27 protein-coding genes and 1 tRNA gene are annotated in these 23457 nt (G+C 63.4%); 15 read left to right on the top strand and 13 right to left on the bottom strand.

Annotated features, from left to right (window positions below; genetic code table 11):
• Positions 1 to 46 precede the first annotated feature (46 nt).
• From NKJ37_RS03640 to NKJ37_RS03625, 4 genes are all read right to left on the bottom strand, one after another.
• Positions 47 to 685 carry a TPM domain-containing protein gene (locus NKJ37_RS03640; RefSeq protein WP_352772741.1) on the bottom strand — a complete coding sequence of 213 codons (639 nt, stop codon included), beginning with the start codon at positions 683 to 685 and terminating at the stop codon, positions 47 to 49.
• Between the two features lie 8 nt (positions 686 to 693).
• Positions 694 to 1575, bottom strand: coding sequence for a TPM domain-containing protein (locus NKJ37_RS03635; protein WP_352772738.1), 882 nt, complete (start codon positions 1573 to 1575; stop codon positions 694 to 696).
• A gap of 4 nt (positions 1576 to 1579) precedes the next feature.
• Positions 1580 to 2395, bottom strand: coding sequence for a TPM domain-containing protein (locus NKJ37_RS03630; RefSeq protein ID WP_352772736.1), 816 nt, complete (start codon positions 2393 to 2395; stop codon positions 1580 to 1582).
• Positions 2396 to 2595: 200 nt separating this feature from the next.
• A complete protein-coding gene (locus NKJ37_RS03625; RefSeq protein WP_023811716.1) occupies positions 2596 to 3234 on the bottom strand; it encodes a LemA family protein in 639 nt (212 codons plus the stop codon).
• Positions 3235 to 3396: 162 nt separating this feature from the next.
• On the opposite strand from NKJ37_RS03625, the gene NKJ37_RS03620 reads away from it, so the two are divergent.
• The 6 genes from NKJ37_RS03620 (at position 3397) to NKJ37_RS03595 (ending at position 8689) form a co-directional block, all read left to right on the top strand.
• Positions 3397 to 3648, top strand: a complete 252-nt coding sequence (locus tag NKJ37_RS03620) for a hypothetical protein (protein ID WP_352613036.1) — start codon at positions 3397 to 3399, stop codon at positions 3646 to 3648.
• Between the two features lie 13 nt (positions 3649 to 3661).
• The gene (gene pdxY, locus NKJ37_RS03615; RefSeq protein WP_127261498.1) at positions 3662 to 4546 is read left to right on the top strand and encodes a pyridoxal kinase PdxY; all 885 of its coding nucleotides are present in this window, start codon (positions 3662 to 3664) and stop codon (positions 4544 to 4546) included.
• Positions 4543 to 5313 (top strand): DUF429 domain-containing protein, encoded by a 771-nt coding sequence (locus NKJ37_RS03610; RefSeq protein ID WP_352772733.1) that lies wholly within the window; start codon positions 4543 to 4545, stop codon positions 5311 to 5313. The genes pdxY and NKJ37_RS03610 overlap by 4 nt, the downstream gene beginning before the upstream one ends.
• A gap of 148 nt (positions 5314 to 5461) precedes the next feature.
• Positions 5462 to 6106 (top strand): carbonic anhydrase, encoded by a 645-nt coding sequence (locus NKJ37_RS03605; protein ID WP_023811712.1) that lies wholly within the window; start codon positions 5462 to 5464, stop codon positions 6104 to 6106.
• Positions 6103 to 6537, top strand: a complete 435-nt coding sequence (locus NKJ37_RS03600) for a nuclear transport factor 2 family protein (protein WP_352772730.1) — start codon at positions 6103 to 6105, stop codon at positions 6535 to 6537. The genes NKJ37_RS03605 and NKJ37_RS03600 overlap by 4 nt, the downstream gene beginning before the upstream one ends.
• A gap of 97 nt (positions 6538 to 6634) precedes the next feature.
• A complete protein-coding gene (locus tag NKJ37_RS03595; RefSeq protein ID WP_352772728.1) occupies positions 6635 to 8689 on the top strand; it encodes a M3 family metallopeptidase in 2055 nt (684 codons plus the stop codon).
• A 114-nt stretch (positions 8690 to 8803) separates the two neighbouring features.
• Here NKJ37_RS03595 and NKJ37_RS03590 read toward each other — a convergent pair whose 3' ends face one another.
• The 4 genes from NKJ37_RS03590 to NKJ37_RS03575 form a co-directional block, all read right to left on the bottom strand.
• Positions 8804 to 10285, bottom strand: coding sequence for a M81 family metallopeptidase (locus tag NKJ37_RS03590; protein WP_352772725.1), 1482 nt, complete (start codon positions 10283 to 10285; stop codon positions 8804 to 8806).
• 24 nt (positions 10286 to 10309) lie between these two features.
• Positions 10310 to 11134 carry a carbohydrate ABC transporter permease gene (locus NKJ37_RS03585; protein WP_128304144.1) on the bottom strand — a complete coding sequence of 275 codons (825 nt, stop codon included), beginning with the start codon at positions 11132 to 11134 and terminating at the stop codon, positions 10310 to 10312.
• 11 nt (positions 11135 to 11145) lie between these two features.
• A complete protein-coding gene (locus NKJ37_RS03580) occupies positions 11146 to 12015 on the bottom strand; it encodes a carbohydrate ABC transporter permease (RefSeq protein WP_352772723.1) in 870 nt (289 codons plus the stop codon).
• Positions 12016 to 12152: 137 nt separating this feature from the next.
• On the bottom strand, positions 12153 to 13385 hold the full coding sequence (locus NKJ37_RS03575; protein ID WP_352676965.1) for an ABC transporter substrate-binding protein: 1233 nt from the start codon (positions 13383 to 13385) through the stop codon (positions 12153 to 12155).
• A 270-nt stretch (positions 13386 to 13655) separates the two neighbouring features.
• Here NKJ37_RS03575 and NKJ37_RS03570 point away from each other — a divergent pair, with 270 nt between their 5' ends.
• From NKJ37_RS03570 to NKJ37_RS03560, 3 genes are read left to right on the top strand one after another with little or no spacing between them, the layout of a single operon-like run.
• Positions 13656 to 14390: an SDR family oxidoreductase gene (locus tag NKJ37_RS03570; protein WP_352677061.1), complete on the top strand. Its 735-nt coding sequence runs from the start codon at positions 13656 to 13658 to the stop codon at positions 14388 to 14390.
• A gap of 2 nt (positions 14391 to 14392) precedes the next feature.
• Positions 14393 to 15460: an ABC transporter ATP-binding protein gene (locus tag NKJ37_RS03565; RefSeq protein ID WP_352772720.1), complete on the top strand. Its 1068-nt coding sequence runs from the start codon at positions 14393 to 14395 to the stop codon at positions 15458 to 15460.
• 10 nt (positions 15461 to 15470) lie between these two features.
• Positions 15471 to 16352 (top strand): MurR/RpiR family transcriptional regulator, encoded by an 882-nt coding sequence (locus tag NKJ37_RS03560; RefSeq protein WP_013528979.1) that lies wholly within the window; start codon positions 15471 to 15473, stop codon positions 16350 to 16352.
• A gap of 17 nt (positions 16353 to 16369) precedes the next feature.
• Here NKJ37_RS03560 and NKJ37_RS03555 read toward each other — a convergent pair whose 3' ends face one another.
• Together NKJ37_RS03555 and NKJ37_RS03550 are read right to left on the bottom strand one after the other, a co-directional pair.
• Positions 16370 to 16687: a DUF167 family protein gene (locus NKJ37_RS03555; RefSeq protein WP_023811704.1), complete on the bottom strand. Its 318-nt coding sequence runs from the start codon at positions 16685 to 16687 to the stop codon at positions 16370 to 16372.
• 13 nt (positions 16688 to 16700) lie between these two features.
• Positions 16701 to 16991 (bottom strand): YggT family protein, encoded by a 291-nt coding sequence (locus NKJ37_RS03550; RefSeq protein ID WP_023811703.1) that lies wholly within the window; start codon positions 16989 to 16991, stop codon positions 16701 to 16703.
• 260 nt (positions 16992 to 17251) lie between these two features.
• Here NKJ37_RS03550 and NKJ37_RS03545 point away from each other — a divergent pair.
• The 6 genes from NKJ37_RS03545 (at position 17252) to NKJ37_RS03520 (ending at position 20926) form a co-directional block, all read left to right on the top strand.
• Positions 17252 to 17327, top strand: a tRNA-Ala gene (locus tag NKJ37_RS03545).
• A gap of 330 nt (positions 17328 to 17657) precedes the next feature.
• A complete protein-coding gene (locus tag NKJ37_RS03540) occupies positions 17658 to 18407 on the top strand; it encodes a helix-turn-helix domain-containing protein (protein ID WP_352676960.1) in 750 nt (249 codons plus the stop codon).
• A 530-nt stretch (positions 18408 to 18937) separates the two neighbouring features.
• Positions 18938 to 19900 carry a SagB/ThcOx family dehydrogenase gene (locus NKJ37_RS03535; protein WP_352772716.1) on the top strand — a complete coding sequence of 321 codons (963 nt, stop codon included), beginning with the start codon at positions 18938 to 18940 and terminating at the stop codon, positions 19898 to 19900.
• Between the two features lie 67 nt (positions 19901 to 19967).
• Positions 19968 to 20222 carry a hypothetical protein gene (locus NKJ37_RS03530; protein WP_023811699.1) on the top strand — a complete coding sequence of 85 codons (255 nt, stop codon included), beginning with the start codon at positions 19968 to 19970 and terminating at the stop codon, positions 20220 to 20222.
• A gap of 4 nt (positions 20223 to 20226) precedes the next feature.
• Entirely contained in the window at positions 20227 to 20484 is a 258-nt protein-coding gene (locus tag NKJ37_RS03525) for a hypothetical protein (RefSeq protein WP_081734866.1), read from the top strand.
• A 121-nt stretch (positions 20485 to 20605) separates the two neighbouring features.
• On the top strand, positions 20606 to 20926 hold the full coding sequence (locus NKJ37_RS03520; protein ID WP_352772714.1) for a hypothetical protein: 321 nt from the start codon (positions 20606 to 20608) through the stop codon (positions 20924 to 20926).
• 150 nt (positions 20927 to 21076) lie between these two features.
• Here NKJ37_RS03520 and NKJ37_RS03515 read toward each other — a convergent pair whose 3' ends face one another.
• The 3 genes from NKJ37_RS03515 to exbB are packed head-to-tail and all read right to left on the bottom strand — an operon-like array spanning position 21077 to position 23456.
• Positions 21077 to 22021, bottom strand: a complete 945-nt coding sequence (locus tag NKJ37_RS03515) for an energy transducer TonB family protein (protein ID WP_352772712.1) — start codon at positions 22019 to 22021, stop codon at positions 21077 to 21079.
• On the bottom strand, positions 22018 to 22485 hold the full coding sequence (gene exbD / locus NKJ37_RS03510; RefSeq protein WP_352442129.1) for a TonB system transport protein ExbD: 468 nt from the start codon (positions 22483 to 22485) through the stop codon (positions 22018 to 22020). Before exbD ends, NKJ37_RS03515 begins: the two co-directional genes overlap by 4 nt.
• Positions 22486 to 22490: 5 nt before the next feature.
• A complete protein-coding gene (exbB, locus tag NKJ37_RS03505; RefSeq protein WP_352722569.1) occupies positions 22491 to 23456 on the bottom strand; it encodes a tonB-system energizer ExbB in 966 nt (321 codons plus the stop codon).
• Position 23457 lies beyond the last annotated feature (1 nt).

Here is a 23457-nt window from a genome sequence, read left to right as displayed (position 1 = left end):
GCGGTCACCACCTAAGACAGGGCCCTCGAAGCTTCACTGGAAGGACTCAGATTTCGACCAAATGGTCGTCGAGTTCGTTGCTGTCGCCCACTGTGACCGGGAAATGCTCGGCCAGTACCGCACCCACCTGCTCGATCGCCTTGACGAAGCCGTCGGCAAGCCGGTCGTCGCCGGCATGCGCGGTCAAGTCGCGCACGACACCGTCCCAGACATGCTGGCCGACCTTGGCGTCGATGCCCGAATCGGCGACCACTTCGGCATAGCGCTCGGCGATCGATACGAAGACCAGCACGCCGGTGCGCGCCGTGGTGCGGTGGACGTTGCGGGCAAGGAACTGCTTGACCGCGTTCGCGTGCGCCGCCTGGTAGCGCAGCCGCCTCGGCACCAGATGGATGCGCAGGCCGGGCAGCGCCCACAACAAGGCCAGCACGCAGGCAAGCGCCAGGAGCTGGGCGAGGACGAAATGCGGCAGCCGGATCGACAGCCACCAGGCCTCCAGACCGTAGCCGACCGCCAGGCTGACGATCAGCATGCACACGGTCGCCATGAAGGCGGCCGGGAAGAAATAGCCGTCGCTGGCATGGGCCACGACGCAGTAGATCTCGCCGTCGGTTTTCTCCTCGGCGGCGCGGATCGCGGTTGCGATGCGCTCATGATCCTGCGGGCTGATTGGTCGTGTTGCCATGATATGTCTCACCAGCTTCCTGAAGAACCGCCACCACCCGATGAGCCGCCGCCACCGGAAAACCCGCCACCGCCGCTTGATCCCGAAGACCAACCACCACCGGAGCTGCCCGACGACCAGCCGCCCGAAGACGAACCCGTTGTCCAGCCGCTGCTGCCCGAGTACCCGCTCGGCCCACGGCCGTAACGAAACGTCATGCCCAGCCATCTGTACACGCCCGGCGACAGCTTCGTGCCGAACATCGGCGGCAGGAACGCCATCGCCAACCCGCCGAAAAACATCGTCGCCCACAGGATCAGGAACACGGCAACGATCGGATCGATGGACGTGCCGTCATCGGCGGGATTGCGCTTGCCTCGCGCTTCCAGTTCTTCGGGATTGCCCTCCAGGACCATGACCATGTCATCGACGGCTTTGCTGATACCGCCGGAGAAGTCCCCGGCGCGGAAGGCCGGCGCCATGTCGTTTTCGATGATCAACTTGGTGTGCAGGTCGGTCAGCGTACCTTCCAGCCCATAACCGACCTCGATGCGCATCTTGCGGTCGTTCGGGGCAACCAGCAGGAGCACGCCATTGTTCTCGCCCGCCTGGCCAAGTTTCCAGAAGCGGAACAGGCGGTTGGCGTAGGGCTCGATCTCCTCGCCATCAAGGTTGGGGATCGTCGCGACGACGATCTGATCGGAACCTTTTGTCTCGAAGTCGGCGAGTTTTTGGGTCAGCGCCGCCCTGGTCGCGGCATCGATGATGCCGGCATTGTCGACGACACGGCCGGTCAGCGCCGGCAGGTCGGCCGCGTAGGCCATGACGCAGGAGAACAGCACGACCGCGGCAATCAGGACGGCCGAGGCGAGGCGGTCGTGTTTCGACAGGCTGATGCTGGGTATCGTCATGCCATCACCAGCTTCCCGACGAGCCGCCGCCGCCGGACGAACCGCCGCCGCCGGAAAAGCCTCCACCGCTGCTTGACCCCGAAGACCAGCCGCCGCTGGAACTTCCCGACGACCAGCCACCACGGGAGGATCGCCGGCTTGGCTCGAAGGTCATGCCGAGCCAGCGGTAGCGGCCAGGACCGAGCTTCTGGCCGAAGATCGGCGGCAAGATGGAGACAGCAAGACTGCCGACCATAATGGTTATCCATATGCCGATGAACACGGTGAAGAACAGGTCGTCGGACTCGAAAGGCGCCTCCTGGTTGCGCTCGCCGCGCGCCTCCAGCTCCTCCGGATTTCCTTCCAGCACCATGATCATGTCGTCTACGGCTTTGCTGATACCGCCGGAGAAATCGCCGGCACGGAAGGCCGGCACCATGTCGCTTTCGATGATGAGCTTGGTATGCAGGTCGGTCAGCGTACCTTCCAGCCCATAACCGACCTCGATGCGCATCTTGCGGTCGTTCGGGGCGACCAGCAGGAGCACGCCGTTGTTTTCCTTCGCCTGGCCGAGTTTCCAGAAGCGGAACAGCCGGTTGGCGTAGGGCTCGATCTCCTCGCCGTCGAGGCTCGGGATCGTCGCGACGACGATCTGGTCGGAGCCTTTTGTCTCGAAGTCGGCGAGCTTCCGCGTCAGCGCCGCCTTGGTCGCGGCATCGAGGATGCCGGCATTGTCGACGACACGGCCGGTCAGGACGGGGAGATCGGCGGCGATGGCGAGTGGCAGGAAGAGGAAGCTGAGAATGACAGCCAAGAATGTCAGGCTGGCGTTTCTTGGCACCCCCCTCTGTCCTGCCGGACATCTCCCCCGCAAGGGGGGAGATTGGCTGTCTTCACTGACGGCTCTTTTCCTGTGATGTTGAAAATTGGCCAATCCGCCAAAGCAGCCGATCTCCCCCCTTGCGGGGGAGATGTCCGGCAGGACAGAGGGGGGTGTGAAGGAACACAAGGTCGACAATGACCAAGCTCACCATGCGTCCTTCACCCGCCCTGCTTCGTGCCGAAATCGACCTTCGGCGGCTGCATCTTGTCTTCGGCGACGGTGAAATTGGCAAAGGGCTCGTTGCCGCGGAACCAGAAGGTCGCCCACAGCACCGAGGGAAAGGTCCTCAGCGTCAGATTGTAGTCCCTGACCGCCTGGATGTAGTCGCGCCGCGACACCGCGATGCGGTTCTCGGTGCCTTCGAGCTGGGCTTGCAGCGCCAGGAAATTCTGATTGGCCTTGAGGTCGGGATAGGCCTCCGAGACCGCGATCAGCCGCGACAGCGCGCTGGTCAGCCCCGCCTGGGCATCCTGAAACTTCTTGAGGGCTTCGGGATCCTTCAGCGTTTCCGGTGTTACCGTGATCTGCGTTGCCTTGGCGCGTGCCTCGACCACCGCGTCGAGCGTATCCTTTTCGTGCGAGGCATAACCCTTCACCGTCTCGACCAGGTTGGGGATGAGGTCGGCGCGGCGCTGATACTGGTTCAGCACCTCGCTCCATGCCGCCCTGGCGTTTTCTTCCGCTGTGGGGATGGTGTTGTAGCCGCAGCCGGCAAGCAGCGGCAGCACGATCGCCATCATCAGGAAGGCGGGCAGCGTGCGGAACGTGGACGGCGAGGCAAGGCGCTGGGCAAACATGATGGGGTCCCTCGGTAGAAGTTGCACGCGAAGCATTACCACAATCAGCGCGCAAGAAAACCGCCCGGGCCGGCAGCCCTCGCCTGGCATGCCCAATGCCGCTGCAAGGCTCTGTGATTGGCCGTACGAACGCGATAAGGTCCTGCAAAACGGGACATCATCATGGCGGAGCACCAGGACAGCGAGAAGGAATCGCGCCGTATCCTCGAGCGCATCGCGCACGAGACGGATCCGGCCGGCAACTCGTTTGTGTCGCGGGCCGGGAAAGGCATGCACGATCACGTCACTGCGGCCGATGCCGATCGTGCCGATCCGATCGAGGTCTGGGGCACCCGCTTTGGCCGCACGCTCGGCCTGCTGCTGGCGCTGGGCCTGATGGTCTGGCTCGTGCTTTACGTCATCCGGGGCAGTTAGGAATCAAACGACAATGAGCGCCGAACAAACCGACGCGCCGCGTGCGGTCATCGTCATTTCCAGCCATGTCGCGCGCGGTTCGGTCGGCAACCGTGCCGCCGTCTTTGCGCTGGAGACCCTGGGTTTCCCTGTCTGGGCGGTGCCGACCGTCATCCTGCCCTGGCATCCCGGCCATGGCCGGGCAACGCGCATCGTGCCGCCGCTCGACCAGTTCAAGGCGCTGATGGCCGATCTCGAGCGGGCGCCATGGCTGGGTGAGGTCGGCGCCGTGTTGTCCGGCTATCTCGGCGAGGCCGGCCAGGCCGAGGCCGTCGCTTCGCTGGTCGCCGCGGTGAAAGCAAGGACGCCCGGCGCCGTCTATATCTGCGATCCGGTGATGGGTGATTCGGGCGGCCTCTATGTGCCCGAGCCCACCGCCATAGCCATGCGCGACCGGCTGATGCCGATCGCCGACATAGCCACCCCCAACCGCTACGAACTGGAATGGATGGCCGGCGCCGCGTTGCCCGACCTGAAATCGGTGATCGCGGCCGCACTCCACGCCGGGCCATCGACCATGCTGGTCACCTCGGCGCCGTCGATGATGACGGGCGGCACCGGCAATCTGCTGCTCGATAGCAGCCAGGCGCTGCTCGCCGAACATCGCCTGATCGACAAGCCGCCGAATGGCCTGGGCGATCTGACGGCGGCCGTCTATCTGGCACGTATCCTGTCCGGCCAGCCGCCGATCAAGGCGCTGCAATCGACGACGGCGGCGGTCTACGAGATCCTGGCGCGCACCGCCAAGCGCGGCGGCGACGAACTGCAGCTCGAAACCGATGCGCAGAGCCTGTCGCATCCGATGGCGATGGTCCAGCTTCGCCACCTCACGCATCCGGGGCGGGGCCGCCGGGCGTGACGTCGACTGAGGCCGTGCTTGTCGGCGTCGACGGCTGCAAGGCCGGCTGGATCGCCGTCCGGCGCGCTTCTGGCATGGCACCGTCGGTCGGTGTCTTTGCAACCTTCACTGCCCTGCTCGCATCGCTTCCCACAGATACTGTCATCGCTGTCGACATGCCGATCGGCCTGCCCGAGTTTTCGGGCAAGGGCGGTCGCGGCCCCGAAGCGCTGGTGCGGCCGCTGCTCGGGGCACGCCAATCCAGCGTCTTCTCGATCCCCTCCCGCGCCGCGCTCTATGCCGACACCAACGGCTTCACCACCATCGAAGCCTGGTATGCCGCGCACATCAGGGCAAGCGAGGTGGCTATGACCACATCCGACCCGCCGCGTGGCGTCTCGATCCAGGCCTTCGGCATTTTTGCCAAGATTCGCGAGATCGACGCCCTGCTGATCGCGCGACCCGATTTGCGCGGCCGCGTCTACGAATCACATCCGGAAGTCGCTTTCTGCCGCTTGAACGGCGATCAGGCCATGCAACTGCCGAAGAAGATCAAGGGCAGCGTCAATCCGGCCGGCATGACGGAACGCAAGGCTCTGCTTTGCCGGCATGGCTATGAGACGGGCTTTCTCGACCAGCCGCCACCGCGCGGCGCAGCCGCCGATGATTTCCTCGACGCGGCCGCAATGATGCTGATCGCCGGTCGCATCGCCAGCGGCGAGGCACGGCCGCTGCCCGACCAGCCGGGCCGCGACAGCTTTGGCATTCCTGTCGCCATCTGGGCGTAACGCTGTTGGCCAAGGTTGCGCTCGATGCATGGCATTTCTAGCCAGCCCTCATAATTCTGCATTGCTCGCGACCGGCTTTTGCCGCTAGAGCCTCTCTAGACCGCAACGAGCTGCCGCATCCAACCCGGAAAGGCTCCAGACGCCGCCCATGTCCCATCTCCCTGAACATCTTCTCGCCGGCTACCGCAATTTCATGAATGGCCGCTATCTCACAGAGAGCGGGCGCTATCGCGATCTCGCTCGGGAAGGCCAGGCGCCGGAGACGATGATCGTCGCGTGCTGCGATTCGCGTTCGGCGCCCGAGGCGATCTTCGACGCCGGGCCCGGCGAACTCTTCGTGCTGCGCAATGTCGGCAATCTGGTGCCGCCCTATGCTCCCGACGGCGAGTTCCATTCGACCTCGGCGGCGCTTGAATTCGCCGTGCAGAGCCTCAAGGTCAAGAACATCGTCGTCATGGGCCATGGCCGCTGCGGCGGCATCCGTGCAGCGCTCGACACCAACTCCGCGCCGCTGTCGCCGGGCGACTTCATCGGCAAGTGGATGAGCCTGATCGCGCCGGCGGCCGAAACCGTCTCCTCCAGCACCTTCATGACCGCGTCGGAGCGCCAGACCGCGCTGGAGCGCATCTCGATCCGCTATTCCATCGCCAACCTCAGAACCTTTCCCTGCGTCTCGATTCTCGAGGGCAAGGGGCGACTGTCGCTGCATGGGGCCTGGTTCGACATCTCGACCGGCGAACTCTGGACGATGAACAAGGAGACCGGCGATTTCGAACGGCCGGAGCTGGGATGAACACAGCGGCGCGCAAGGTGGTGAACATCAGGTCGGCCGCTTGGACGGCGGCCGCGCTGCTGATAGCGATTATTGCCGCCCGCGCCGATGATCGTGCTCTCATCAGCCGCTGGTATTCGGCGCTGCTGGTCGCCGACCGCACCGAACTGTCCGACCTGCTCGCCGACGATGTCCGCATCAAGCTGGACGACCTCGGCATCGTGCAAAGCAAGCAGGAATTCATCGCTTCGATCGACGAGTGGAAAGGTGCGGTTGCCGGTGCGGCAATCCGGCACAGGGTCGAGAAAAGCGAAGATGGCGTCACCACGGTGGTCGCCTGCTACGATTTCCCCAACAACGACATGCTGATGCACGAAACCTTCGCGGTAAGCGACAACCGCATCACCGCCAGTTCGCAAGCCACGATCGCCGAGAACTGCGACGGCTTCTGAGGCCGATATCGGCCAAATCCGCATATTGCGGGCCCGCCAGCCGCGCCCTACATCGGGTACCATCCACCTGCCTGCCCTCACCAGCGAAAGACTGTCCATGCCTTCCACGAAAGCCGTCGACCTCGCCGCCCATCCGCTGACCGCGTGGCAAGGGCCGCTCGGCCTGCCCGATTTCACGCGCATTGGTGACGGCGACTTCTCCCCGGTCTTCGACGCGGCGCTGAAGGCGCACGAGGCCGAGATCGAGGCGATCGCCGGCTGCAAGGATGCGCCGACCATCGAGAACACGCTTGCCGCGCTGGAACTCGGCGGCGAAGCGCTCGACCGCGTCTCGTCGATCTTCTGGTGCCGCGCCGGCGCCTACACCAACGAGACGATCCAGGCGCTGGAGCGCGACATCTCGCCGAAAATGTCCAGGCATTTCTCGGCGATTTCGATGAATGAGCGGCTGTTTGCCCGCATCGACGATCTCTACCAGCGCCGCGAGAGCCTGAAGCTCGACGCAGAGACCCTGCGGGTGCTGGAAAAGACCTGGAAGGGCTTCGTCCGTTCCGGCGCCAAGCTCGACGCCGACGGCAAGAAACGGCTGGCACGCATCAGCGAGGAATTGTCCTCGCTCGGCACGACTTTCGGCCAGAATGTGCTGGCCGACGAGCGCGACTGGGTGCTGTTCCTCGATGACGCCGACCTTGCCGGCCTGCCGGATTTCGTGAAAAGCTCCATGGCCGAGGCCGCCGAAATGCGTGGCCAGAAGGGCCGCTATGCCGTCACTCTGTCGCGCTCGATTTATGAGCCGTTCTCGACCTTCTCCGAACGCCGCGACCTGCGCGAGATCGCCTTCCGCGCCTTCACCATGCGCGGGCAGAATGGCGACACCACCGACAACACGAACGTGGTGCGCGACATGCTGCGCCTGCGGGCCGAAAAGGCAAAGCTGCTCGGCTATGCCTCCTTCGCCGCGCTGAAGCTCGACGACACCATGGCCAAGACGCCGAAGGCGGTACACGCGCTGCTCGATCCGGTGTGGGAGAAGGCGCTGGAGAAGGCAGCAAGCGACCAGATCGAATTGCAACGGTTGGCGACGGAGGCCGGCAGCAACGAAAAATTCGCTGCCTGGGACTGGCGTTTCTACCAGGAGAAACTGCGCGCGGAAAAATTCGCCTTCGACGAGGCGGAACTGAAGCCCTATTTGCAGCTCGACCGCATCATCGACGCTTGCTTCGATGTGGCGACACGGTTGTTCGGCATCACCTTCGAAGAGAAAAAGGGCATCGCGGCCTGGCATCCGGATGCCCGCGTCTTCGTGGTGAAGAATGCCGATGGCAGTGAGCACGGCCTGTTCCTGGCCGACTATTTCGCCCGGCCGTCAAAGCGCTCTGGCGCCTGGATGAGCGCGTTGCAATCCGGCTACAGGCTCGGCCACGGTGCGAGCCCGGTCATCTACAACATCATGAACTTCGCCAAGCCGCCGGCCGGCGAGCCGGCGCTGCTGTCGGTGGACGAGGCGAAAACGCTGTTCCACGAATTCGGTCATGCTCTGCACGGCATGCTGACCGACGTCACCTGGCCCTCGGTTTCGGGCACCTCCGTCAGCCGCGATTTCGTCGAACTGCCCTCGCAGCTCTACGAACATTGGCTGACCGTGCCGGCGGTGCTGGAAAAGCACGCGCTGCATGTGAAGACCGGCAAGCCGATGCCCAAGGCGCTGCTCGACAAGATGCTGGCCGCGCGCACGTTTGGCGCCGGCTTCGCAACGGTAGAATTCACCGCCTCCGCCTTGATGGACATGGCCTACCATGCACGGCCTGATGCCCCGCAGGAGCCACTTCGTTTCGAGGCCGAAACGCTTGCGAAGCTGCACATGCCTGACACCATCGCCATGCGCCACCGCACCCCGCATTTCGGCCATGTGTTTTCCGGTGACGGCTATTCGGCCGGCTATTACTCCTACATGTGGTCGGAGGTGCTCGATGCCGACGCCTTCGCCGCCTTCGAGGAGACCGGCGACCCCTTCAACCCGGCGCTGGCCGAACGGCTGAGGAAGCACATCTATGCCGCTGGCGGCTCGAAGGACCCGGAAGAGCTCTATACGGCATTTCGCGGCAAGATGCCGTCGCCGGAAGCAATGATGGTGAAGCGCGGGCTGGTGTAGCGCTGGGGGTCGGTTTGACCGGACTCGACCTGCTGCGGCAGAAGAAGGTTGGCGCTTCACGCGCGACGACCCCCTCTGTCGCCTTCGGCGACATCTCCCCCGCAAGGGGGGACATTACCCAGCCACCTTCCACGGATCCGCAATCCTTGGCCACACCGGCCGCGTCAGCTTCTTGTAATCGGTCACCGCCGGATTGCTGGGATATGAACTTGGCGCCGAGACATAGATGATCGCGGCGGCGATCGGCTCGAAGCCGGCGTAGAAATGGTTGGTCGACTTGATCAGCAGCACGTCCTTGGCCAGCGGATCGACGCCGATGTTGGAAAAGATATCCGGCTCGAAGGTCTGCGTGCGATTGGTGTTGAGGATGATGTCTACCTCGGTGCCTTCGAGGCGGACCAGCGCCGTCGGCCCGAGCGTCACCCGGCTTGGCCCGAAACTCTGCCAACCCTCCGGAACCGCCTTCAGCACGCGCACGCGCGCATCGATCGGCTCGCCGGCCTGCGGCCCGGCCTTGCCGCCGAAGCGCAGGTTGATGACCGCGCCCTCGCCGGCCGCCAGGCAGAAGGTGACGGCGATCGGATCCCAGATCGTCGCCACGGCGAATTTGTCCAGGCTACGCGCCAGCATCTGGCGCAGCACGAAGGTGCCGTCGCCGGGCACACCGCCGCCGGGATTGTCCCAGATATCGGCGATGACCACCGGCTTGCCCGGATTCTCGGCGCGCACGGCCAGCGCCCGATCGATGCCGTCGGCGGCGCTCAGCATCGTCATCGCCGTCTTTTCGCGCAGCGCGTAGAGTTCCCGCCCGAGCCGTTCCGCCAGCGCGTCGCCCTTGGCCTTGTCATTGTCGGTGACGACCAGGATGCGCGTGCCCATCTCGGCCACGTCGGCCGCCATGAAGCCGTGGATGACGGAGACCGACAGCACGCCGTCCTTGCCGTGCAGCGCCTTGATCCGGTCGACGAAAGAGCGCATCGGCTCGCGGCTGGTCGGCAGGACCTGGATCATGCGGCAATCGAAGGTCGAAATGACCGGCTTGATCTCGCCCCTCGCCGCCGCAAGCCCAAGCTCGACGACGTGTTCGCCGCGCTCGTAGAAATCGGTGTGCGGAAATTCGAGGAAGTAGGCGAGGATGTCGGAGGCCGCCACGCGCTTCGGTGTCAGATGGCTGTGCGGATCGAGTTCCACTGCGATCACCACCTCCGGCCCGACCATTGCGCGAACCCGTTCGAGCAGGTCGCCTTCGCAGTCGTCATAGCCTTGCGCCACCATGGCGCCATGCAGGCCGAGGATGACAGCATCGACCGGCAGCGCGGCCTCGAGCTGGCCAAGGATCTCGTCGCGCAGAACCTCATAGGTCTGCCGCTGCACCAGGCCGCCCGGCTCCGCCCAGGTTGCGGTGCCCTCGATGACATCGAGGCCTTCGGCCGCTGCCCGCCGGCGCAGCGCCACCATCGGCGAGGAGCACAGCGTCGGCGTGTCCGGATGTTTGCCGGGCCCGGCATAGAAGGCCATCTCGAACGAGGCCCTATCGGTCGGCACCGGCGAGAAGGTGTTGGTTTCCGTCGCCAGCGAGGCGGTGAAGATGCGCATGAAAGCTCCGTAGAAAGATAGCGGCTACTTGACCGCTCCGAGCGCCAGCCCGCGAACGAGATAACGCTGTAGCCAGATGAACAGGATGGCCACCGGCAAGGTCGCCAGCAGCGTGGCGGCCATGACGTGATGCCATTCGATGGTGTAGCGGCCGGCGACCAGCGAGAACACCTGGATCGGCAGCGTGTAGCTTTCCTGGCTGCGCAACATGGTGAGCGCCACGACGAATTCGTTCCAGGCATTGATGAAGGTGAAGATCGCCGTCACCGCGATCGCCGGCAGGCAGAGCGGCAGGAACACCTTGCGCAAGGTCAGCCAGCGGCCGGCGCCTTCCATCCAGGCCGCCTCCTCGAGATCGCGCGGAATGGTGTCGAAATAGCTCTGCAGCATCCACACCGTGAAGGCGACGTTGAAGGCCATGTAGATGAAGCCGAGCGCCGTCGTGCTCTCGACCAGGCCCCAGGCCGCCATCAGCCGGAACAGGCCAAGCACCAGCACGATCGGCGAGATCATCTGCGAAATCAGCAGGAACTGGCGCAAGGCGCCGTAGCCGGCAAAGCGGAAGCGCGACATCGCATAGGCCGCCGGAACCGAGATCAGGATGGCGCCGACTGTGGCGATCACAGACACGTAGAGCGAATTGAGCAGCGCCTGGCCGAAGCCGGTCGCCACCCACATGTCGGAAAAATTCGACCAGCGGAATTCGCTCGGCCACCAGGTCGGCGACAGCACTTCCTGCCTCGGCTTGACCGCGGTCAGGAACATCACCGCGAAGGGAAAGAGCGTCACCACGATCAGCGGCGCCAGCAGCAGCCAGGCGATGATGGAGCGCTTCAGCTTGCCCGTCATGAGCCGATTTGTCATGTGCGTTGCTCCCGCATCGCCAGCCGCACATAGATCATGGTGAAGACCAGCAAGATGGCGAACATCACCAGCGACACCGCCGATGCCTCACCCAGCTTGCCGATGCGGAAGGCCAGCTTGTAGAGATGGGTGACCAGGATGTCGGTCGAGTTGGCCGGCCCGCCCTGCGTCATCACCCAGATGATCGGGAAGGAATTGAAGACGTAGATGGTGTTGAGCACGATGGCGATGTTGATGAACGGTTTCAGGAGCGGAAAGGTGATTTCGCGGAACTGCTGCAGCGGCGTCGCCCCTTCGAGCGCCGCCGCCTCGTAGAGATCGTCCGGAATCGACGACAGCCCGCCGAGAAAGATCGTCGTCGTGAACGGCACCGTCACCAGGATGCCTATCAGCACCTGCATCGGGAAAGCGGTCTCGGCACTCGCCAGCCACTGGATGTTGTGGTCGATGAGACCGAGGCCGATCAGCGCCGAATTCAGCATGCCGCTTTCGCCGCTCAGCGCCCAGCGCCAGACCACCGCGGTCATGGTCAGCGACACCGCCCAGGGCAGCATGATGATGACGCGGGCGATGCCGCGGCCATAGAAATCGGTGTTGAGGATCATCGCCACCGGGATCGACAAGAGAAGCGCACCGCCGACCACCATCACCGTCCATTGGCCGGTGCGCCAGAGCGCGGCCGTGAAATCGGGATCGGCAGCGAGTGCCGCGAAATTGGCGAAGTCGTTGAAGTCGCGAAGCTGGCCGAAGCGGCTGACCTCATGCGTCGAGATATGGATCAGGTCCCAGACCGGCCAGAAGATGACCACCGCCGCCAGAAACAGGCTGGGCAAGGTCAGGAGATAGGGCAAGAAACGGTTTTGCATCGGCTGGCCTGCAACCTCGGTGCGCTGGATCAGAAGGTCTGCTTATGCGAATTTCGGATCCGCGGCACCGGGCCGGGAACCAAGGGGTGGCGCGCCCCGCCTGAGTGGAGCGCGCCACGGGCGCAGGGAGATACGCCCTATTTCTTCAGCACGGTGTTGGCCTTGGCGGCTGCGTCCTTCAAGCCCGCCTCGGGGTCGCCGCCGAGATAGATCTTCTGCATGGCGTCCGACGTGATCTGGGCAACTTCTTCCCAGCCCGGAATGACCGGCGCGAAGCGGGCGTCGGGCAGGAGTGCGGTGAACGCCGCCAGATCGGCATTGTTGACGTAGTAGTCCATCTTGGCCTCTTCCTTGTTCACCGGCAGGAAGCCTTCGCCTTGCGTGAACTTGGCGCGCTGCTCCGTGGTGAACAGGAAATCGAGCAGCTTCCAGGCTTCGTCCTTGTTCTTGGAGTTCTTGAACATGATGATGGAATCGGTCACGCCATAAGTGCCGCGCGCGCCGGTCGGTCCAGCGGGAATGGCCGCCACACCGTATTTCAGATTCGGCGCCTCGTCCTTGATCTGGTTGGACAGGAACGGTGCGGTGATCATCATTCCGACCTTGCCCTGCTTGAACAGGTTCTGCACGTCCTCGCGGTTGTTGGAGGTGACGCCGGGTTCGGTCAGGCCTTCGTCGATCATCGACTTGTAGAGCTTGGCGGCCTCAAGCGCACCTGGCGTGCTCAGGCCCGAAGTGCCGTCCTTGTTGAGGATTTCGGTACCCTGCGACCACATCGCATAATAGTAATAGACGTCGGTCTCGATCTCCTTGCCCTGCAGGCCGAAGCCGAACGTGCCGGACCCCAGCGCCTTGATCTTGCGCGCGTCTTCCTGCAATTCGGTCCAGGTTGCCGGCGGATTGGCGATGCCGGCCTTCTCGAACAGCTCCTTGTTGTAGTACATGGCGCGCGCCGAGGCCGCGATCGGCAGGCCGTAGGTCTTGCCGTCCATGATCGAGGGCGACAGGAAGGTGTCGATGAAGCGGTCCTTGAAGTCAGGCTTGATGTAGCTGTCGAGAGGCTCGGCGACATCCTGCTGGACGAAGTCGATCAGCCAGCGCGTGCCGATGATCGACAGATCGGCATTGGTGCCGGCGGTGATGTCGGTGGTCAGCTTCTGCAGCAGCACGTCCCATGGCACCACCTCGAACTTGACAGTGATGCCGGGGTTCGCCGCCTCGAATTCCTTCTTGACGTCGGCGAAATAGGGAGCAGTCTTGGCGCTGTACTCGGCCACGGTGACCCGCACCTCGCCCGCATCCGCCTGCGCCGCAATTGCCAGCATGCTCATTCCGGCCATCAGGCCGACAGTCCATTTTGCAAGGCTCATTTGATCTCTCCCATTTGATTTTGCGCCTGCGCGCTTCTTCGTGCCGGAGCAGAAGATTTATGTGACTTTCCTACATTATCGATGATTTGAAGGCTTGCAAGAAGATTATCCTGTTGCTTAATTACATTTACAGGCCTAGGCCTTATGCGATCTGTCAGAACTCCCGGAGGATGACGCACGGTGGTTTCGCAATCCGAGTTCGAAGGCAGGGCCGAGTTCGAAGGCAGGGCCAAGTTCGAAGGCCGGGCCGAGTTCGAGGGCAAGACCGTCGTGGTGACGGGTGCCGGCGGCGGCCTCGGCACGGCCATCGTGGCGCTGATGGCGCAAAGAGGCGCCAGGGTCGTCGGTTGCGATCAGTCAAGCGAGGCGCTGAACAGTCCGCACCTTGCCTCCCGCCACGTCTTCGATCTTCTCGACAAGGCATCGATAGCCACGGCGGTCGCCGCGATCCTCGACCGGGATGGCGTGCCCGACATTCTCGTCAACAATGCCGGCTGGACGCGCGCCGAGACGATTTCAGCACTCGATCCCGACAGAATAGAGCAGGAACTCGACCTCAACCTGACTGGCGTGATGAACTTCGCCGACCCGCTGGTCAAGGTGATGGCAGGCCGCGGCTCAGGCAGCATCGTCTTCATCTCGTCGGTCAACGCCATCGCGCATTTCGGCAATCCCGCCTATGCCGCCGCCAAGGCCGGCATCAACGCCTATGCCAAGGCGATCGCCGTCGAGCTCGGCCGCAGCGGCCTGCGCGCCAATGTCGTCTGCCCCGGATCGATCCGGACCGCCGCCTGGGACCATCGCCTTGCCAAGGATCCCGAAATCCTCGGCAAATTGCAGCGGCTGTATCCGCTCGGCCGCATCGTCAACGCCGCGGAAGTGGCGGAAGCCGTCGCCTTCCTTGCGTCCGATCGCGCATCGGGAATAACAGGCGTGGTGATGCCCGTGGACGCGGGGCTGACCGCCGGTTGCCTGCCCTTCATCGACGACATATTGGGAGCGTGAGCATGACCGACGTCGAGTTCCGCGGCCTGTCGAAATCCTTCGGGCAGCACAAGATCCTCGAGAACATCAGCCTCGATATCAAGAGCGGCGAGTTCGTCGTCCTGGTCGGCCCGTCCGGCTGCGGCAAGTCGACCTTGCTGCGCATGCTGGCCGGCCTGGAGACGATCACCTCCGGCGACCTGTTGATCGGCGGCGTGTGCGCCAACGCGCTGCCGCCGCAGCAGCGCAACATCGCCATGGTGTTCCAGTCCTATGCGCTGTTTCCGCATCTGAAGGCATCAGACAATATCGGCTTTGGCCCGAAGATCCGCGGCGAGACGCGCACGGTGATCGATGAGAAGGTCAAGAAGGCGTCCGGCGTCCTTAATCTCTTCTCCTATCTCGACCGCTATCCCCGCCAGCTGTCGGGCGGCCAGCGCCAGCGCGTCGCCATGGGCCGCGCCATCGTGCGCGAACCGTCGGTGTTCCTGTTCGACGAGCCACTGTCCAACCTCGACGCGCAATTGCGCGTGCAGATGCGCGTCGAGATCAAGGCGCTGCACCAGCGCCTGAAATCGACGATCGTCTACGTCACCCACGACCAGATCGAGGCCATGACGATGGCCGACCGCATCGTCGTGATGGACCGCGGCAGGATCCAGCAGGTCGGGGCGCCGCTGGAGCTCTATGACAGGCCGGCCAACAAGTTCGTCGCCTCCTTCCTCGGCTCGCCGTCGATGAGCTTTGTGTCCGGTTCGCTCAAGGCGGCAGCTCAGAAAACCTGGTTCGAATCGGCCGGTGGCGGGCGGCTTGCGCTTGCCGGCAAACAGGTGCCGGCGGACAGCGCGGTGGAGGCTGGCATCCGGCCCGAGCATTTTATCATCGGCGAGGCTGTCGATGCGATGGCGATCAGGGTGGATGTCGTCGAGCCCACCGGCTCCGAAACACATGTCTATGGCGCTATCGGTGCTGATACGGTACGCGCCGTGTTCCGCGACAGGGTGCCGGTCAGGCCGGGAGACCTGCTGCCGGTCTCTGTCGACCCCGGCAACATCCATCTGTTCGACAAGGCGACGGGCCTGCCTCTATGAAAATAGCAGCATGAAGACGCCGGCCGACATCATCACGCGCCTGCAGCTGATGTCGCAGGACGGAACCAAGTCGGATCGCAAGCTGGCCGGCTTCGTCCTGGCAGACCTCGATTTCGTTTCCAAGGCGGCGATTTCGGAAATTGCCGCGCGCGTCGGTGTCAGCGAGCCAACGGTGACGCGGTTCTGCCGCAACCTCGGCTGCGAGGGCCTGCGCGACTTCAAGTTCTATCTGGCGCAGGCCATCGCCATCGGCGGCCAGTATCTGTCGCCGGAACCGTTGAGCCGCGATGCCCGCGAACAGCGCATCGCTTCCGCGATCACCGAAGCGGCGATATCGGCCATCCAGCGCGCCAGCGAAAACCTCGACATGACGACGCTGGTCGCCGTCGCCGCACGCATCGCTGTTTCCGGTAATGTGCTGTGCATCGGCTCCGGTGGCATTTCGTCCATGATGGCGACCGAAATGCAGAACCGGCTGTTCAGGCTTGGCGTGTCGGTGCTGGCGCAGATCGACGGACAGTTGCAACGCATGTACGCCGCCGTCGCCACCCCTGACACCACGCTGATCGCCTTCTCTGTCTCCGGCTATGCGCGATCGGTCATCGATGCGGTGCAGGTCGCCCAGCAATATGGCGCCACCACGATCGCCATCACCCCGCCGGACTCCGCACTCGCCAAGGTCGCCGACACGGTCATCCATTTCCAGTCGCTCGAGGACGGCAATATCTACAAGCCGACATCGTCGCGCTATGCGCTGCTGTCGATCGTCGACATGATCGTCACCTCGGTCGCCGAGACGCGCGGACCAAGGGTTCTGGAGAATCTGCGCCGCATCAAGCAGAGCGTGAACACGTTGAAAGTCGACGATCCGCGTTTGCCATTGGGCGATTGAACCCTCCGACAAGGACATCAGGACTGATGGCCGAGCGCCTCGATGCTATTCGCCAACGTCGCCGGATCGCCTTCAATGCGCACGGTCTTCAGCCGCGCGGTGCCGCCGGCGACAACCGAGACAGCGGACCCGGGCACGCCCAGAGCCTTGGCCAGCAGCTTTTCGAGCGCATGATTGGCGTTGCCGTTTTCCGGTACGGCGCGGACGCGCGCTTTCAGATGGCTTCGCCCGTCCGCCGTGGCCTCGAAGCCTTCGAGCCTGTCCAGCGCAGCTTTTGGCGTCAGCCGGACAAACAGCTCGGCGCCGTTTTCGCGCAGGCGAAACGGCGTGCTCATAAGGTCATCCTGCTCACAGGATCAGAGGCGCCACCGTGGTGAGCAGAAACTGCCGCAGGAAGAACAGGATCAGAAGCAGGATGATCGGCGAGATGTCGATGCCGCCAAGGTCCGGCATGAAGCGGCGGATCGGCCGCAACGCCGGCTCGGTCAGCCGGTAGAGCATGTTCCCGATGCTGCCGACGAACTGGTTCTTCGAATTGACGACGTTGAAGGCGTAGAGCCAGGAAAAGATCGCCGAGGCGATGATGATCCACCAGTAGAGGTCAAGCGCCATGACGATTGTTTGAATGAGGGCGAGCATGCCGGTCTCCAATTGTTGCCGACATGTAGCCATTGCACGCGAAACCGGCAAGGGCCGCCTTTCTGTGGGGCGCCAATACCGGCTCGGTCTGACCTGTAGGGCGGCATGTCGCCGACACCCCAACGAAGGCGCGAATACACAAAACCGGCAAGGGCCGCTATCCGCCGGCGCCAACTCGACGCTTGACGGCACTGGATTTCGGCAAACCTCTGCCTTGACAGGAAACCGCGTCGCCCGATAAATGCGCCCATCCGCTGGACGGGGCTGTAGCTCAGCTGGGAGAGCGCGTCGTTCGCAATGACGAGGTCAGGAGTTCGATCCTCCTCAGCTCCACCAGTGGAATAATTCTCCACTCTCCGCGCCAGATGCAGTCCGCGACGCTCGTCCCGGCTTGCCCCCGCGGGTGGCATTTGCTGTGCCAGCGCGCCTTAAAAGGCCGCGGGTGCACCGCCTGTTTTCGCGATATCCGGTAAGACTTTTGTCAATTGGACTTATGGCGGAAGCGCTCACTGATTGTTTCCGTTTTTTTTGGAAACCGCCCCACTAAATTGACGCCACCAAATCAGTTTTTCTGTGCGTTGTGACCAGGGCGTTTCGGCTGGGGCGGCCGGAGACGCTATATGGATTTCGAGTCGAAATGAAAAATCCGCCTGCGGAAGCAAAGACGTGTCAATTCGCGAGAACCTCGCTGCAAACCTTAGACGGCTGTGCAAGGACCATGCCTCCGTAAGTGCGGTATGCCGTGAGCTGCACATCAATCGCACGCAGTTCGAACGCTACCTGCAAGGGCAGACCGTTCCCAACAAGGCCACCGCCAAGCTGATATGCGATTACTTTCGGATCGACGAGGCCGAACTGTACCAGGATCCCGGCGCACCCGAGCCAGCGATGCGTGGCCTGCCGCCGGTTTCCGAGAGCCTGTTCAACCAGATGATCCGCCCTCCCAGTCCTTCGATCGCGGGCGGCACCTATTTCACCTATTTCTCGATCCCAGGCCGCCTCGACCTCCTGATGCGCTCGGTGACCTTCGTGAGGCGCGAAGCCGAACTGGTCACCTTCCGAAGGGTCACCGGATGGTCGGAGCGCCGGGGATCGACCTGGGCACGGGCGCGCGGCAATCACTATGGCGTGGCGATCTCGCGGCTGAACTGGATTTATTTCAGCGGCATCAATCGCCGCCAGACCGGAGAGCCGTCGCTGATCTCCGTGCAATGGGCTCCCATCTCCGAACCGGTGCTGATGGGCAAGGCCATGCTACTGACGGAGGCCGGCCCGGCATTCGTGTCCGTCATCATGCGGCGCGACATCGCCAACATCCACCCAAGGGATGCCATCAGCATGGCGCATGTCATCAATCTCGACGATCCGGGCGTCGATCAACTGGTTGTCAGCCTCACCCGGGATGGGTTGGGCTAACCCCTCGGATCGCCGTGTCTTACGCCGAATAAGAATAAGCGTACGCCGATAAAGCGTATGCCAACGATTGTCTACTCTGTATCTGAATAAAATCGATATTTTACACTTTAATGCCAGGAAAGATAATCCACGGGTCCGTCTTAGGCTCGTGGTTTTACTATAATTTTAACAAACCATTAACTCTTCCGACCTTACCTTTCTTCACGCGGATCCCGTTCTGGGGGTCTTTCAACGGATCCCAAATCGGGGTCAGGAAAGGGATGAAAATGGCCAAGAAAGTGACCAATGCTCCGAAGCTGACGATTGCCGCCGGCACACAGACCGTCTTTTTTTCGCAGGGCATGCACTACAACAAGCGCTGAAGCCGTTCTGCGCCGACGAGCGTCTTGCTTGTCGGCGCCTCGGCTCCGCAGATGGCAACCAGCTTCATGAAAATGCGCTCTTCGAAAACGCTTGTTTTCTACCCCGGACCGAACAAGGTCACGGCATGCAACTTCCTGACCAGAAGCGTGTTTGAATGCAGCCCCGAGATGGTCGGCCTTCTCGCATCGTGGGACAAATGGGCATCGACGGCGGACATTGCCCGCGCCCATGGATGGTCGAAGTCCGAGTTGAAGGCTGTCGTTCCCCAGTTGCTCGATTTCTCTGCGCTGGTCACAGCCGGATCGCCTCTCGCCGAGCAGGAGGAACAGTTTTCAGGACAATGGAGTTGGGGGCTTCCGACGGCGCTGATGCATTTCTGCGTCCAGGACAGCGAATACATGACCATCGAGCAAGCGGAAGAGCGGCAGATAGAACGCGCCGGCCATACGCCGCAGCCGAACCTCATGCTCAAGAATTCCGCGGGCGCCATCCAGCTGCCGAATGCACTGGAAGACAATGAACTTCTCAGCTTGATGGCGCGGCGCCGCACCAACCGCACGGCGGCTCAGCCCACCATCACGGCCAAACAGCTTTCCGATTGCCTGTTCGCAGGGCTCGGCATCATCGGCGAGACCGCCAATTGCGTTGGCACCCTGCCGCTCGGCATGACCCCTTCAGGCGGCGCGCGAAATCCCTATGAGGCCTATGTGGTCGCGCTCGGCGTCGATGGCCTCGAACCCGGTGTCTATCACTATTCCGCCGCGGATCACGACCTTGGCAGGATTTCTGCAAACCATCTGCCGAAGATCTCCGAACTGGTCGGCGGACAGGAGTGGGCCGACGCCATGCCGTGCCTGGTCCTGCTTTGCGCCAGGCTCGATCGCACGATGTGGAAATATGAGGACGCCAACGCCTATCGTGTCGTGCTGATCGAGGCCGGCCATATCGGCCAGAACATCATGCTGGCGGCGACCAACCATGGCCTGTCGGCATGTCCGACAGCCGCGCTCAGTCATTCCGCGATCAAGCGGCTGCTTGGTCTCGACAGTTTCACCGACGCACCGATCTATGCCTTGACCCTCTCGACCCCGGAAAGAGATCCCTCGACGGCGGGCCAATCCATCAATTAGTCGACCAACTATGTGCATCGCGGCCAGTAACGCGTTCCCTAGGTATAACCAGAGACAGGAGCAGCACGTGCCAAATCAATCCTTACGCCAGTCGGAAATCGATAGTCTTCAATATATTTCGTCGATGACCAATGAGCTCGTGCAAATGGCCGAAGCCAGCCGTTTTCCGATGATCTCCTATCTGCTCGGCATGGCCTATGCAGAGGCCTTCGACGTTCTTCGCGGCGCACGGCCGGCCAGGCATGCGCAGCTCAGCGGCAACCCGCTGCACCCCAAGGCGCAGGCAAAAGACACTCGGGCCGTCCAGCCACGGAGAGCGTAGCGACATGCAATCGTCAGCCGCATGCGCGGTGGCCGGCTCGACCTCCCCAAACCGGTGGGAGACACTGTGCGCGTTGCAAAGCCTGCTGCCCTTGCTGAAGAAGGCCGCGACGGACCTGCGCCGCGCCGACATGGTCTACTGGTTCGAGCAGGCCGATGCCGAGGTCGCCAACATCATCAGGGGCCACCCCTCCGATGCAACCGCCATCCCGGCCCTGATTGCATCCTGCCCGCAGGACCGGCGGTCGGTCGCTCAAGCTTGATGCATGTCGCCCGCCCAAACGCGACGCGTTCATTGGCGCCGCTGAAAATGCTCCGATCACCAGTTTTTCAATTTCGGACCGGAACCTATTGCGCGTCTGGAATGCCAAGGGGGACCTGCACATGAACATGATAGCCAACATCAGAAGCGTCGATGCCAGGGAAAGCATTTTCAGCCGGCTCGACGTCTTGATCGCCAGGCGGCCGCCGTCGCCTGACGCCGCGCGGATCGAGGCCCGCCAACTCGTCTCGATGGCGATTGCCGACAGCTGCCAGGCCGACAGTCTCTGGGGTACAGTGGACGCTTTCCACGCCCATTTCGACTTCATGATGCAGACCGTCGAGATCAACGGCGCCGATGACCCGGGCCTCGGGCCCTTGCGCACGAAATGCCGATTCTATCTCGAACAGGTCGAGGCCCTGAGCCTGTCACTGGCCTATTGACAGGCCGGCCCGATCAAGTTCGGCTCTAGAGCAATTCTAGGGAAAGCGCTACGCGCTTTTCCCGGGAAAGGCGCGTAGCGCTTTCCCTAGAGAATTGCGTCAAAACAAAGAGTTAGAGCAGCTCGCCGTTTCCGTGAAACGGTGAATGCTCTAGTTGCGCAGGCTGAACACGAACGGCGCTGTACGGCTCAGACGCGAACCAAGTTCCGGTGGCGGTGCCGGCACCGTGGCGCCTTGCAGCACGGCGAGCGCCGCACGGTCCAGATCCGCATCCCCCGAGGAACGAGAGAGCCTGGCGGACAGGACCCGGCCGGACGAGTCGACCGTGAAGGCGACATACGGCCTGCCTTCGACGCGTCGGGCCTTGGCAGAACTGGGATAGCGCGTGTGCCGCTTGATCCAGGCACCCAGACGGGAGTCCCATTTGCTGGAGTCGCCGGAGCGAGACGTCGATTCGGCCGACTTCGGCGCGGCGGTCCTGGCCGCGGGCCGTGCGTCGGCGCTGGTGGCGGTTGCCGTCTTCGGCGGGGCTGCCTTCTCCTTCTTAGGCCGCGGCTTGGGCTTCTCGAGAGGCTTTTTCGCCTTGGCCGCGACCGGTTTCTTGTCTTTGACAGCTTCGACCGGTTTCGGCTGCGGCAAGGGAATGACGACGTCGGGCGTGACAGCCTCGGCAACATCGGGGACGACCTCATCCGGCGGCGGCTGATCGACCTCTTCAATCGTTTCGGTCTGGGTGGGTTGGGTCTCGTCTGGCGCGACCGCTTCCGGCGGCTCGACAACCGGCTCCGCCTTTTCGACCGGTTCTTCAGGTGTCGGCTCGGTCGTCGGTGTCGGTTCGGTCTGATCTGGCGTCACCGCATCCAGCGCGGCGACCTGTTCTTCCACGGCCGGCATCACCACCATCGGTGCCATCTCGATCATCTGCGCGGGGGGGGGACCGCCATCCGCTTCGGTGACCATTGTGAGGTTCTGCACTGCATAGGCGACCGCGACATGGGCTCCAAGGACCAGCGCGGCAGCACCGGCCCACAAGCCAAGGTCGCGCCAACCGAAGCGCGACAACTGGACCGAGGGCACAGCGACCGCCTGCGTCATGGCGTCGGCGCACCCGTGGCTGCGGGCGCCGGAGAATTGGACGCGGGAGCCGTCTCCAGGCCGACCAGCGCGATCTTCAGATAGCCGGCACCGCGCAATAGGTTCATCGCCTCCATCAGGTCGCCATAGGCGACCGCCTTGTCGGCGCGCAGGAAGATGCGCGTCTGCTTGTCGCCCTTGGTCTTGGCGTCCAGCGTCGTGGCGAAAGCCGGGCGCGGCACGCTGTCATTGCCGATCGCCAGCGTCAGATCGTCCTTCAGCGTCAGGAACAGCGGTGTCTCGGGCCTCGGTGCGGGCGTTGCCGTCGAACCAGGCAGATCGACATTGACATCCACCGTGGCCAGCGGTGCCGCGACCATGAAGATGATCAAGAGCACCAGGATGACATCGATGAACGGGGTGACGTTGATCTCGTGGCTTTCCTCGAGATCATCATCCATGGCCTGTCGGATTCTGCTTCCCATGGCGCCTACTCCGCCGCCAGTGGCGTTGCCGGCGCAACGGTGCGGAAGTCCAGGTCGCGGCTGACCAGCCGTTCGACCCCGGCGGCGGCATCGGCGAGGATCTGCCGATAGCCGGCTATCGAGCGGGCAAAGACGTTGTAGATGACAACGGCCGGTATGGCCGCGACCAGGCCCATCGCGGTGGCCAGCAGCGCCTCGGCGATGCCCGGCGCGACCACTGCGAGATTGGTGGTCTGCGCCTGCGAGATGCCGATGAAGGCGTTCATGATGCCCCAGACCGTACCGAACAGGCCGACGAAGGGCGCTGTCGAGCCGATCGTCGCCAGCACGCCAGTGCCGCGCGACATGCGCCGCGCCGCCGCCGCCTCGATGCGCGACAGGCGCGACGTGACCCGTTCCTTGAGGCCGTCGCCCGAGACATGATCGAGCGCGCCGGCCGAGAGTGCGGTCTCCTCCTCGGCCGCCCGCACCAGCAGCGCGCCGGGACCGCCGCTGCGGTCAAGGGTACGGCTGGCCTGCTTCAGCGTGGCGGCCTCGCTGATCGCCCGCACGGCGCGACGGATGCGCAGTTTGCCGCCGAAAAGCTCCAGCGACTTGGCCAACCATATCGTCCAGGTGACGAGGGAGGCAAAGGCCAGCCCGATCATCACTGCCTTGACGACGATATCGGCCGCCATGAACATGCCCCATGGCGACAGGTCATGCGGCAAGGTCATCTCCATCGCCGTCGAAGGTCCGGTCTCGGCCGGCGCGGCCGTATTCGGCTGCGTGCCTGGCTGCGAAGGCGCCATTGTGGCCGGCGGAGCGACTGCCGGTGCGGCGGGTGCGGGTGCAATCGGCGCTGGGGCTGCGGGCACGGCGGGGGTTTCGATCGCCGGCGCGGCACCGGCGGGTTGCTCCTGGGCCATCGCGCTGCCGGCCGACAGGATGACGGATGCGACCAACGCCGCCAACAAACCAGTTCTCGACAAC

The sequence above is a fragment of the Mesorhizobium sp. M0140 genome (genome assembly GCF_040322475.1).
Classification (GTDB): Bacteria; Pseudomonadota; Alphaproteobacteria; order Rhizobiales; family Rhizobiaceae; genus Mesorhizobium.
Note: the sequence above shows the minus strand (reverse complement) of the source record. Positions and strands in the feature narration are given on the sequence as shown.

Coding starts and splice junctions, on each gene's coding strand:
- NKJ37_RS03595 (WP_352772728.1), top strand. CDS start 6,635: ATGCCTTCCACGAAAGCCGTCGACCTCGCCGCCCATCCGCTGACCGCG.
- NKJ37_RS03560 (WP_013528979.1), top strand. CDS start 15,471: ATGAAGACGCCGGCCGACATCATCACGCGCCTGCAGCTGATGTCGCAG.
- NKJ37_RS03515 (WP_352772712.1), bottom strand. CDS start 22,021: ATGACGCAGGCGGTCGCTGTGCCCTCGGTCCAGTTGTCGCGCTTCGGT.
- NKJ37_RS03525 (WP_081734866.1), top strand. CDS start 20,227: ATGCAATCGTCAGCCGCATGCGCGGTGGCCGGCTCGACCTCCCCAAAC.
- NKJ37_RS03565 (WP_352772720.1), top strand. CDS start 14,393: ATGACCGACGTCGAGTTCCGCGGCCTGTCGAAATCCTTCGGGCAGCAC.
- NKJ37_RS03555 (WP_023811704.1), bottom strand. CDS start 16,687: ATGAGCACGCCGTTTCGCCTGCGCGAAAACGGCGCCGAGCTGTTTGTC.
- NKJ37_RS03580 (WP_352772723.1), bottom strand. CDS start 12,015: ATGCAAAACCGTTTCTTGCCCTATCTCCTGACCTTGCCCAGCCTGTTT.
- NKJ37_RS03605 (WP_023811712.1), top strand. CDS start 5,462: ATGTCCCATCTCCCTGAACATCTTCTCGCCGGCTACCGCAATTTCATG.
- NKJ37_RS03575 (WP_352676965.1), bottom strand. CDS start 13,385: ATGAGCCTTGCAAAATGGACTGTCGGCCTGATGGCCGGAATGAGCATG.
- NKJ37_RS03635 (WP_352772738.1), bottom strand. CDS start 1,575: ATGACGATACCCAGCATCAGCCTGTCGAAACACGACCGCCTCGCCTCG.
- NKJ37_RS03625 (WP_023811716.1), bottom strand. CDS start 3,234: ATGTTTGCCCAGCGCCTTGCCTCGCCGTCCACGTTCCGCACGCTGCCC.
- NKJ37_RS03590 (WP_352772725.1), bottom strand. CDS start 10,285: ATGCGCATCTTCACCGCCTCGCTGGCGACGGAAACCAACACCTTCTCG.
- NKJ37_RS03585 (WP_128304144.1), bottom strand. CDS start 11,134: ATGACGGGCAAGCTGAAGCGCTCCATCATCGCCTGGCTGCTGCTGGCG.
- NKJ37_RS03535 (WP_352772716.1), top strand. CDS start 18,938: ATGGTCGGCCTTCTCGCATCGTGGGACAAATGGGCATCGACGGCGGAC.
- exbD (WP_352442129.1), bottom strand. CDS start 22,485: ATGGGAAGCAGAATCCGACAGGCCATGGATGATGATCTCGAGGAAAGC.
- pdxY (WP_127261498.1), top strand. CDS start 3,662: ATGAGCGCCGAACAAACCGACGCGCCGCGTGCGGTCATCGTCATTTCC.
- NKJ37_RS03550 (WP_023811703.1), bottom strand. CDS start 16,991: ATGCTCGCCCTCATTCAAACAATCGTCATGGCGCTTGACCTCTACTGG.
- NKJ37_RS03620 (WP_352613036.1), top strand. CDS start 3,397: ATGGCGGAGCACCAGGACAGCGAGAAGGAATCGCGCCGTATCCTCGAG.
- NKJ37_RS03640 (WP_352772741.1), bottom strand. CDS start 685: ATGGCAACACGACCAATCAGCCCGCAGGATCATGAGCGCATCGCAACC.
- NKJ37_RS03520 (WP_352772714.1), top strand. CDS start 20,606: ATGAACATGATAGCCAACATCAGAAGCGTCGATGCCAGGGAAAGCATT.
- NKJ37_RS03600 (WP_352772730.1), top strand. CDS start 6,103: ATGAACACAGCGGCGCGCAAGGTGGTGAACATCAGGTCGGCCGCTTGG.